We start from the raw sequence: 9,239 nt of genomic DNA on the forward strand, positions 1-9,239 counted from the left end.
CCGGCGCCAAGACCGACGCGGCGCTGAACAAGGCCAAGGACAAGGCTGAGTCGAAGTAGCGGCAGCTAGGCGCGCTTCTGTCTTCCCCCGGTCCGGGGGAAGTGGCCCGACAGCGTTAGCTGGAGGGTCGATGGGGGAAGTCGAAAGACAGAAGATACCGCCCCCATTGTCGGCCGGGCTTCGCCCATTGCCGACATTTCCCCCGTACCGGGGGAAGCTTGAGCAGCGCTAGGCCGCCTTGGCCTGCTTCTTGACCTTCTTCACCGCCTGCTCGCGCTTCAGGCGCGAGAGGTGGTCGATGAAGAGGACGCCGTCGAGGTGGTCCATCTCGTGCTGGATGCAGACGGCGTAGAGGCCCTCGGCCTCTTCTTCGATCGTCTCGCCCTGGTAGTTCAGGTAGCGCAGCTTCACCCGCGCCGGCCGCTCGACCTCGTCGTAGATCTCCGGCACCGAGAGGCAGCCTTCCTCGTAGGGGAGGGTTTCTTCCGACGCCCAGAGGATCTGCGGATTGACGAAGTAGCGCGGCGCCTTGGGCTCGTCCTGACGGGCGATGTCCATGACGATCACCCGCTTGGGCACGCCGATCTGGATGGCCGCCAGGCCGATGCCGGGCGCGGCGTACATGGTCTCCAGCATGTCGTCCATCAGCGCGCGCAGCTCGTCGTCGACCGCCGCCACAGGCGCGGACACCTGCTTCAGCACCGGATCGGGAACGACGAGGATGTCTCTCAAGGCCATGGCGCGGAGTTAGGGTCGCCGGCACCGAGCGTCAAGACGCCAGACGATCCGTCTCAGGCCTCGTCGCCCGCCACCAGCCGCACCTGCGGCGGGGTTTCCGGCGACAGCTTGGTCAGCGGCCGCACCGCGGTGTCGAGCGGCTCGAGTTGGGCCACCTCGCGGCCCTCGTGATCGACCTTCAGCTCCTCGAAGCGCCGCGCCTGGGTGAGCACCTGGGTCTCCAGCGAGCCGACGAACTGGTTGTACTTGGCGACCGCCGTTTCCAGCGCCTTGCCGACCGCGCCCGCGTGGCCGCCCATCACGGCGATGCGCTTGTAGAGCTCGCGGCCCAGCTCGGCGATCTTCTGGGCGTTGGCCGCCTGCTCCTCGACCCGCCAGCCGTAGACCACCGCCTTGCAGAGCGCGAACAGCGTCGTCGGCGTGACGATCACCACCCGCTTGTCCATCGCCTCGGTCATCAGGTCCGGCGCGCGGTCCAACGCTGCGGCCATGGCGCTGTCCAGCGGCACGAACATCGCCACGAAGTCCGGCGAATTGTCGAACTGGTCCCAATAGGCCTTGGCCGACAGCCCCTGCACATGGCCGCGCACGCTCTGCACGTGGCGCTGGCCGCAGGCCTCGCGGCTCGCGTCGTCGGGAGCGTCCTGCATCTCCAGGAAGGCGTTCAGCGAGCACTTGGCGTCGATGACGAACACCCCGCCGCCCGGCAGCCTCACGGTGACGTCTGGCCTGCGCCGACCTTCTTCGCTGTCGGTGGTGGTCTGCTCGTCGAAATCGTAGCGGTGCGCCAGGCCCGCAGCCTCCAGCACGTTGCGCAGCGTCTGCTCGCCCCAGCGCCCCTGCACGCCGGCCCCGCGCCTGAGCGCCGCCGACAGCTTGCGCGCCTCCTCCTGCGTGGCGGCCGAGGCGTTCAGCAGCGCCGCGATCTGTTCCTTCAGGCCGCCGGTTTCCTCGACCCGCGCCTTTTCCACGAGCGCCACATGCTCCTGGAACTTTTGCAGGCTCTCGGCCACCGGCTTAAGCTGCGCCTCCAGCCGCGCCTGGGCGAGCTGCTCGCGGTTGTGGATCGCCTCCTCGTTCTTCTTGAGGATCGCCTCCGCCACGCCCGTCGCCGACTGGGTGAGCTGGGCCGTCACCAGGTCCGCCTGCTCGCGCAGCATCTCGACCCGCAGCTCGGCCGCGGCCGCCCGCATGCGCTCCTTCAGCGCCCAGGCGATGGCGCCTGCGGCGACGAGGGCGAAGGCAAACGCGAGGATCAAAGTCCCGTTCATGATGCGTTCTTAGCCCGAACGATGAGTCGCGGCCATAGTGTCTTCCCCCGGTACGGGGGAAACCATCCCCGACAGCCGTTTGGCTGGAGGGTCGATGGGGGAAGTCGAAGGTCAGAAGCTACTTCCCCCATTGTCGCCCGGCTTCGCCATTGGCGACATTTCCCCCGTACCGGGGGAAGCCAGGAACTAAGCCGGCCGCCTTGCCCGCATCGCCTGCGCGATGGCGCTGTAGACCGCGACGCGCGCTTCGTCTGCCCCGAGCGGCTCGACCCGCTCGCACAGCAACTCAAAAGTATCTCGGGTGATCAGCAGCGAGCCGCCCAGGTCGGCGTTGCGGCGCTCCACCCGCCGCCAGGCCTCGGCCCGGTCGCACACCAATTCATGGAGGACGACGTCGGCGCCTATGGCTTGAACCTTGGCCCGGACATCATCGCGGTCGCTTCGCCGCCAGAACCCGACGTCCAGCACCACGTCGACCCCGAGCGCCAGGGCGCGGAGCCATAGCGGCTCCATGAGAGCTGCGACGCGCCGGTAGTACTCGGCGAACATCGGCTCCGGCGGGTCGCCGCCATAGACCGCGGACATCCATTCGTCGTGCGTGAAGCGTAGGGCGCCGGCCTCGATCTCGAGCCGCTTGGCGAACGTCGTCTTGCCCGCGCCGACACCGCCGTGGATCAGGTGCGCGGTCGCCATGGCGTCAGGCCGGCCGCCTCGCCCGCATCGCCTGCGCGATGGTCCCGTCGTCGAGCCAGTCGAGTTCCCCGCCCACCGGCACGCCCCGCGCCAGCATGGTCACCGATACGTCCGCCTGCGCCAGGCGGTCGGCGAGGTAGTGAGCGGTGGTCTGGCCGTCGACCGTGGCCGGCAGCGCCAGGACCACCTCGCGCACCCCACCCTCGGAGGCACGGGCGATGAGGCCGTTCACCCGCAGCGCCTCGGGCCCCACGCCGTCCAGCGCCGAGAGCAGGCCCCCCAGCACGTGGTAGCGGCCGCGGAAGGCGCTGGCCCGCTCCATGGCCCAGAGCGCGCCCACCTCCTCGACCACGCAGATCATGGCGGGGTCGCGGTGGCCGTCCGAACAGATCGCGCAGGGGTCCTGGGTGTCCAGCGAGCCGCAGACCGAGCAGACCTTCACCCGCGCTGCGGCCTCGGCCAGCGCGTCGGCCAGGGGGCTGAGCAGTTGGTCTCGGCGCTTGAGCAGGGTCAGCGCCGCGCGCCGCGCGGACCGCGGCCCCAGGCCCGGCAGCTTGGCAAGCAGGCTGATCAGCCGCTCGATCTCAGGTCCGGCGGATTGGGCCAAATCAGAACTTCGGCATGCCGGGCATGCCGGCGAGCGGCCCGGCCGCCTTCTGCATCAGCTCGGCCTGGCGCGCGTCGAGCTGGCGCTTGGCGTCGGCGTGGGCGGCGGCGACCAGGTCGCCGACCATCTCGCCTTCGCCGGGCGCCATCAGGCTGTCGTCGATATCGACGCGCATGACCTGGCCGGTGCCCTTCAGCGTCACCTTCACCAGGCCGTCGCCGGCCTGGCCCAGCAGCACCAGCTGCTCCAGCTCCGCCTGGGCCTGGCCCAGCTTCTCCTGCATGGCCTGAGCCTGCTTCATCAACGAGGATAGGTCCTTCACGTCAATCCTCCCCTCTCGTCTTCATCGTCGTCTTCGGGTTGGGTGGGCTCCGCGGCCTCGGGCTGCGGCAGGGTGCGCACGCCGACGATCTCGGCGCCCGGGAAGCTCTGCATGACCGCCAGAACGAAGGGGTCCTGCTCGATCTGCTTGCGGACCTCGCGCTCCTCGCGCTTCTGCCGCTCCCAGAGGCTCTCGGCCCCGCCGCCGCCTTGCGCGGCGATCAGCCAGCGCTCGCCGGTCCAGTCCTTCAGCCGGCCGACCAGCCGCTGGGCGAGGTTGGCCGGCGCGCCAGGGGCGGGCTCGTACTCGATGGCCCCGGGACGGAAGCTGATCGGGCGGACGTAGCGTTCCACGTCGAGCTTCAGCGCGATGTCGCGCTTCTTCTCGATCAGCGCCAGCATCTCCTCGAAGGTGTTCAGCACCGCCACGGGTTCGCTGGAGGATTGCGGCTGCGGCGCTGCGAAGCCGCGCGCCACGGCCGCGCCCCCGCCTTGCCGCGCCGAAGCCGACCCCGTCGGCGAAGGCGGGCCGCCACCTCCAGAGGCCCCGCCCTGCGAAGCCGGCCCGGCCGGCGAAGCAGGGTCGCCCGCCTGCAACCGCTTCAGCGCCTCCTCCGGCCCCGGCAAGTCGGCGGCGTAGGCCAGCCGGATCAGCGCCATGTCGGTCGCCGCCGCCGCGTCGGGCGCACGGCGCACCTCCTCGTAGGCCTTCAGCGTCAGCTGCCAGAGCCGCGACAGCGTGCCTGCCGACACCGCCGCGCCCACCGCCGCCAGCCTCGCCGACTGGTCCTTGGGCATGATCAGCGCCTGCGGCCCGATCGCCTTGGCGACCGAGGCGCCGTGGCAGTGGTCCAGCAGGTCCAGCATCACCTGGTCGGGGTTGGCGCCGTAGCCGTAGAGCGTGCGGAAGGTCTCGATGGCCGGCCCCGCCTCGCCGCGCATCAGTTGCTCAAAAAGCGAAATTGTCTGGGCTCGATCAGCGAGCCCCAGCATGTCGCGGATGGTGGCCGCGGTGACCGTCTGGCCAGGCTCGGCCTGGACGATGGCCTGGTCGAGCATCGACTGGGCGTCGCGCACCGAGCCCTCGGCGGCGCGTGCGATCAGCATCAGGCCGTCGGCGTCGACGCGCGCGCCCTCGGCCTCGGAGATCATCTCCAGGTTCTTGACGATGACCTCGGGCTCGACGCGCCGCAGGTCGAAGCGCTGGGTGCGCGACAGGATGGTCACCGGCACCTTGCGGATCTCGGTGGTGGCGAAGATGAACTTGGCGTGCGGCGGCGGCTCTTCCAGCGTCTTCAAGAGCGCGTTGAACGAGCTCGGCGAGAGCATGTGCACCTCGTCGATGATGTAGACCTTGTAGCGGGCCGAGGTGGGCACGTAGCGCACTCCGTCCAGCAGCTCCCGCATCTCCTCGACCTTGGTCTTGCTGGCGGCGTCGAGCTCCAGCACGTCCATGTGCCGCCCCTCGATGATCGAGGCGCAGTGGATCCCCTCCACGGCCAGGTCGAGCGTCGGCTCGTGGACGCTGTCGGTCTCGTAGTTCAGCGCCCGGGCCAGCAGGCGCGCGGTGGTGGTCTTCCCTACCCCGCGGACGCCGGTCAGCATGAAGGCGTGCGCGATGCGGCCCGAGGCGAAGGCGTTCTTCAGCGTCCGCACCATGGCCTCCTGGCCATAGAGGTCGTCGAAGGTCTTCGGCCGGTACTTGCGCGCGATGACGGTGTAGGCGGCCGACTGGTCGTCGCTCACCGTCGGCTTCGGCGCGTCGCCAAACATGTCGCCCGTGTTCGGGTCACGCTCCGGCGGCTCGGAATCGTCGCGCATGAGGTCGTCGTCGCCCATGAGTCCATCTAACGGGACCGACCGGTCCCGGCAAAGTCAGGAATTGAGAAGATGGGCCCGCCGCGCCGTAGCCGCGAGGCCAAGGCAGTGGCTTGCCGCGCCGTAGCCCTTGGGCGAAGGCGGGTGGAGACCGAACGACGACCCGGAGCGAAACTCGTTATGGCTGCTGCCTTCCGGCCCTGACCAGGTTGGCGAGGCGTCCGCCCGTCGCCGATCTCCGGGCGGGTATATGAAGGGTGGGGGCCGTTAGGGCAAGGGGGTCGCCCGCTGCCAAGCACGACAGAGTGAACATCGTTCGCCGCCACCGCGACGAGCTTCGCGCATTACCAACACAGGGACGGAGACCGACCCGTGTTGCCGAGGAACAATGGCGTCCTCGCGGCGATTGGCGAGGACTGCGATCTGGTCCGCCCCCACCTTCGGGAGGTGACCCTGAAGGCGGGGCAGGTGCTCTGCGAGCCCGGCGAACTTATCCGCTACGTCTGGTTCCCGCAGAGCGGCGCGGTCTCGAAGCTCATGATTTTCGAGGACGGTTCGGAGATCGAGTGCGCCCTGATCGGGCGGGAGGGCGCAGTCGGGGCGGCGTCTGTGCTGGGGCTGCACCGGGCGGTGACCCGCGACGTTTGCCACGTCGAGGCCCGCGCGTCGCGCCTGGAGGCCCAGCGGCTGATCGAGGCGTGCGGCGCCTCGCACCGCGTCCAGGAGGTCGTCGAGCGGTACATGGTGCGCAAGCTGTGCGCGGCGATCCGCAACGGGGCGTGCAACGCCCGCCACTCGGTGGAGCAACGGCTGAGCCGGTGGCTGCTCACCTGTTCAGACGTGCTGGAAAGCGACGAGATCGCGCTGTCGCAGGAGGTGTTCGCCAAGATGCTGGGGGTGCAGCGCACCTCGGTGAATCCGACGCTGCGGGCGCTGCAGGCAGGGGGTGCGGTGGCCCTGGCGCGCTCGCGCGTGGCGATCCGCGACCGCAGCGTGCTGAGAGAGCACGCCTGTGAGTGCTACCAGGCGATGCGGCGCGACCAGATGCTCTTGGGAGGCCTGCCGGAAGCCGAGCCGGCGGCAGCCGTAAGGGCGCGCCCGGCCTAGAGCCTTTTTCGGCGGCATCACCTTAGCCGAAGAAACTGACTATAATTCAGGCGCTTAGAGCGTGATCATCGCCGATGTTGCACGCATTTTCAGCTGTCACGCTCCAGGAAAAACGCCGTTCTGTCTTGGGCTGGACAGACGCCGGCTGCGCGCCCCGGCATCCTGCTGAGCATATCCGAGCCACTAAGGGCGTCCTGGGGAGGAAAGATCGGATGCGCGTGTTCAAAGTCTCTGCAGGAAACCACGGCTGGCAGTTGTCCGGCCTGGGCGAGCCGACGTTCTTCCGCTCCGGCGGACGGGCCGAGGCGGCGGCCCGCCGCCTGGCGCTTGCCGCGGCGCGCTCCGGCGAGCGGGTGGAATTGCACGTATTCGACCGCGGCGGCACGCTGGCGGCGCAGCTCCGGTTCTAGGGCGCTCGCGGGCCCACTTACTCCGCCGCGAGCTTGTCCCCCGTCTTGGTCTCGAAGTCGCTGGCCTCATGCCGCTCCGGCAGTTGGCTGGCGGGCTCGCCCCAGGTGCGGTTGACCATCCGGCCGCGCTTCACGGCCGGCCGCTCGGCGATCTGGTCGGTCCATCGCAACACGTTCTTGTATTCGCTCACGGACAGGAACTCGCCGGCCTCGTAGAGCACCCCCTTCACGAGCCCGCCGTACCAGGGCCAAGTCGCCATGTCGGCGATGGTGTACGCCGCGCCGCCCAGGTATTCGCTCTCCGCCAGGCGGCGGTCCAGCACGTCCAGCTGCCGCTTCACCTCCATGGCGTAGCGGTCGATGGCGTATTCGATCTTGGTGGGCGCATAGGCGTAGAAATGGCCGAGGCCGCCGCCCAGGAAGGGCGCCGAGCCCATCAGCCACATCAGCCATGACAGCGTCTCAGCGCGGGGCCCGGGCTCGGTGGGCAGGAATTCGCCGAACTTCTCCGCCAGGTGGATCAGGATCGCGCCGGATTCGAACACCCGGATGGGCGTGGGCCCGCTACGGTCCATCAGGGCGGGAATCTTGGAGTTGGGGTTCACCTCCACGAAGCCGGAACCGAACTGGTCGCCCTGCCCGATGTTGATCAGCCAGGCATCGTATTCCGCGCCCGTGTGGCCCAGGGCCAGCAGCTCCTCCAGCATCACCGTCACCTTCACGCCGTTGGGCGTCGCCAGCGAATAGAGCTGCAAGGGGTGGCGGCCGACCGGCAGCTCCTTCTCGTGCGTCGGCCCGGCGACCGGGCGGTTGATGTTGGCGAACCGGCCCCCGTTCTCCTTGTTCCAGGTCCAGACCGTGGGCGGGGCGTAGGCGGACGGTTCGGACATGGATCGGATTTCCCTAGGGGTTCGACGGACGCGCAGAGCGCGCTGGCCCCTGCGATGTGGGGGCCGCGCGCCGGCTTAGCTACCCCGCCCCCCGTTCCGGCCCCCAGGCCGTTTCGCCAAGCGTTAGAGTCCAATGGCCGGGCGCGGTCCAGTCCTGAGCTATTGCTGGAACGGTCGTGACGGCAGCTTGGGGTTCGCGCCTCTCCGCGCTAAGACGACCCACCCATGCCCCTAGACGCCTTCCAGAACACCTTCGCCGGCAATCCGCTGGACCGCGCCAGCGACCGGCGCGCCAAGCCCGAGTGGATCGCCAAGCAGCTGGCCTCGCCGGACTCGCTTGGCTTGGCCCTGTGGAACGGGCGGCCCTTGGTGGAGCCCTCCCCCAAGACCGAAGGCGAGGACGGCGGCCTGCAGATCGCCTACCTGCCCGCCAAGCTGGTCGGCGAGCTGGCGGGCGGGCCGGAGCGACTGCTGTTCATGGGCCTGTGGAAGGAAACCGCGGTCTTCGCCGTCGATATCGAGGACGCCGCCGACCCGAGCGACGGCCCGCTGCAGGGGCTGGGCAAGTTCGAGGACCTGCGGGCCGTGGCGCTGAAGCTGCCGGGGCCCGACGCCGCCATCCTCGCCACCGCCAAGCAGATGTTCGAGTGGCGCCGGCGCCACCGGCACTGCGCGGTCTGCGGCCAGCCGACCCAGGCCACCGAGGGCGGCTGGAAGCGCCAGTGCCCGGCCTGCGGCTCCGAGCACTTCCCGCGCACCGACCCGGTGGTGATCATGCTGCCCTACCACGGCGACCGCTGCATGCTGGGCCGTCAGGAAGCCTGGCCCAAGGGCATGTTCTCCGCGCTCGCCGGCTTCCTGGAGCCCGGCGAATCCATCGAGGAGGCCTGCGCGCGCGAGCTCAACGAGGAAGCCGGCCTGCACGCGGTGAAGGTCCGCTACCACTCGACCCAGCCTTGGCCCTACCCGTCGTCGCTGATGATCGGCCTGATCGCCGAGGTCGAGGACGAGGAGGGCTGCCCCGACCAGACCGAGCTCTCCGAAGTCCGCTGGTTCACCCGCGACGAGGCCCGCGAGCTGATCGCCGGCAAGATCGACGGAACCTTCGCCCCCCAACGCCTGGCCATCGCCCACCAGCTCATCAGGGCGTGGGTGGAGGAGAAGGACTAACTAGTTCCTCCCCCCTTGGGGGAGGTGGCGCGAAGCGCCGGAGGGGGTCCGCTCAGATTGCTGAGGACCCCTCAGTCAGCTTCGCTCACAGCTCCCCCAACGGGGGAGCAACTTAGCCGCCCCTACCCCCGCGTCCGGAACGGATCGGCCGGGTAGACCCCCAGGATCTCGAACTTGTCCGAGAAGAACCGCAGCTCCTCGAAGGCCAGCGCCA

10 protein-coding genes, 1 other RNA gene and 1 pseudogene are annotated in these 9,239 nt (G+C 69.4%); 3 read left to right on the top strand and 9 right to left on the bottom strand.

The genetic code is table 11. The features are described from left to right. Positions 1-228: 228 nt before the first annotated feature. The 7 genes from JWP28_RS16730 to ffs all read right to left on the bottom strand — a co-directional run bounded on the left by JWP28_RS16730 (position 229) and on the right by ffs (position 5,689). The gene (locus JWP28_RS16730; protein WP_299544691.1) at positions 229-738 is read right to left on the bottom strand and encodes a peptide deformylase; all 510 of its coding nucleotides are present in this window, start codon (positions 736-738) and stop codon (positions 229-231) included. A 53-nt stretch (positions 739-791) separates the two neighbouring features. After that, positions 792-2,009 (bottom strand): DNA recombination protein RmuC, encoded by a 1,218-nt coding sequence (locus tag JWP28_RS16735; protein ID WP_299544692.1) that lies wholly within the window; start codon positions 2,007-2,009, stop codon positions 792-794. Between the two features lie 186 nt (positions 2,010-2,195). Beyond that, positions 2,196-2,702 (bottom strand): AAA family ATPase, encoded by a 507-nt coding sequence (locus tag JWP28_RS16740; protein WP_299544694.1) that lies wholly within the window; start codon positions 2,700-2,702, stop codon positions 2,196-2,198. A gap of 4 nt (positions 2,703-2,706) precedes the next feature. Next, positions 2,707-3,309: a recombination mediator RecR gene (gene recR, locus JWP28_RS16745; RefSeq protein WP_299544695.1), complete on the bottom strand. Its 603-nt coding sequence runs from the start codon at positions 3,307-3,309 to the stop codon at positions 2,707-2,709. A 1-nt stretch (position 3,310) separates the two neighbouring features. Next, complete coding sequence (locus tag JWP28_RS16750) at positions 3,311-3,631, bottom strand: YbaB/EbfC family nucleoid-associated protein (protein ID WP_299544697.1); 321 nt, start codon at positions 3,629-3,631, stop codon at positions 3,311-3,313. After that, the gene (locus JWP28_RS16755; RefSeq protein WP_299544699.1) at positions 3,628-5,469 is read right to left on the bottom strand and encodes a DNA polymerase III subunit gamma/tau; all 1,842 of its coding nucleotides are present in this window, start codon (positions 5,467-5,469) and stop codon (positions 3,628-3,630) included. The genes JWP28_RS16750 and JWP28_RS16755 overlap by 4 nt, the downstream gene beginning before the upstream one ends. A 121-nt stretch (positions 5,470-5,590) precedes the next feature. Then, positions 5,591-5,689, bottom strand: an RNA gene (ffs, locus tag JWP28_RS16760) — signal recognition particle sRNA small type. A 131-nt stretch (positions 5,690-5,820) separates the two neighbouring features. On the opposite strand from ffs, the gene JWP28_RS16765 reads away from it, so the two are divergent. Together JWP28_RS16765 and JWP28_RS16770 are read left to right on the top strand one after the other, a co-directional pair. After that, complete coding sequence (locus JWP28_RS16765; RefSeq protein ID WP_299544701.1) at positions 5,821-6,555, top strand: Crp/Fnr family transcriptional regulator; 735 nt, start codon at positions 5,821-5,823, stop codon at positions 6,553-6,555. A gap of 212 nt (positions 6,556-6,767) precedes the next feature. Beyond that, positions 6,768-6,965, top strand: a complete 198-nt coding sequence (locus JWP28_RS16770) for a hypothetical protein (RefSeq protein WP_299544702.1) — start codon at positions 6,768-6,770, stop codon at positions 6,963-6,965. Between the two features lie 17 nt (positions 6,966-6,982). On the opposite strand, the gene yghU is transcribed toward JWP28_RS16770, so the two are convergent. After that, on the bottom strand, positions 6,983-7,855 hold the full coding sequence (gene yghU, locus JWP28_RS16775; protein WP_299544704.1) for a glutathione-dependent disulfide-bond oxidoreductase: 873 nt from the start codon (positions 7,853-7,855) through the stop codon (positions 6,983-6,985). A 225-nt stretch (positions 7,856-8,080) separates the two neighbouring features. On the opposite strand from yghU, the gene nudC reads away from it, so the two are divergent. Further along, a complete protein-coding gene (nudC, locus tag JWP28_RS16780) occupies positions 8,081-9,025 on the top strand; it encodes an NAD(+) diphosphatase (protein WP_299544706.1) in 945 nt (314 codons plus the stop codon). 122 nt (positions 9,026-9,147) lie between these two features. Here the strand turns inward: nudC and JWP28_RS16785 are convergent. Then, positions 9,148-9,239, bottom strand: a pseudogene (locus tag JWP28_RS16785) (prephenate dehydratase); the annotation flags it as partial.

The organism is Phenylobacterium sp., from assembly GCF_028290885.1.
In the GTDB taxonomy this organism is placed as follows: domain Bacteria; phylum Pseudomonadota; class Alphaproteobacteria; order Caulobacterales; family Caulobacteraceae; genus Phenylobacterium.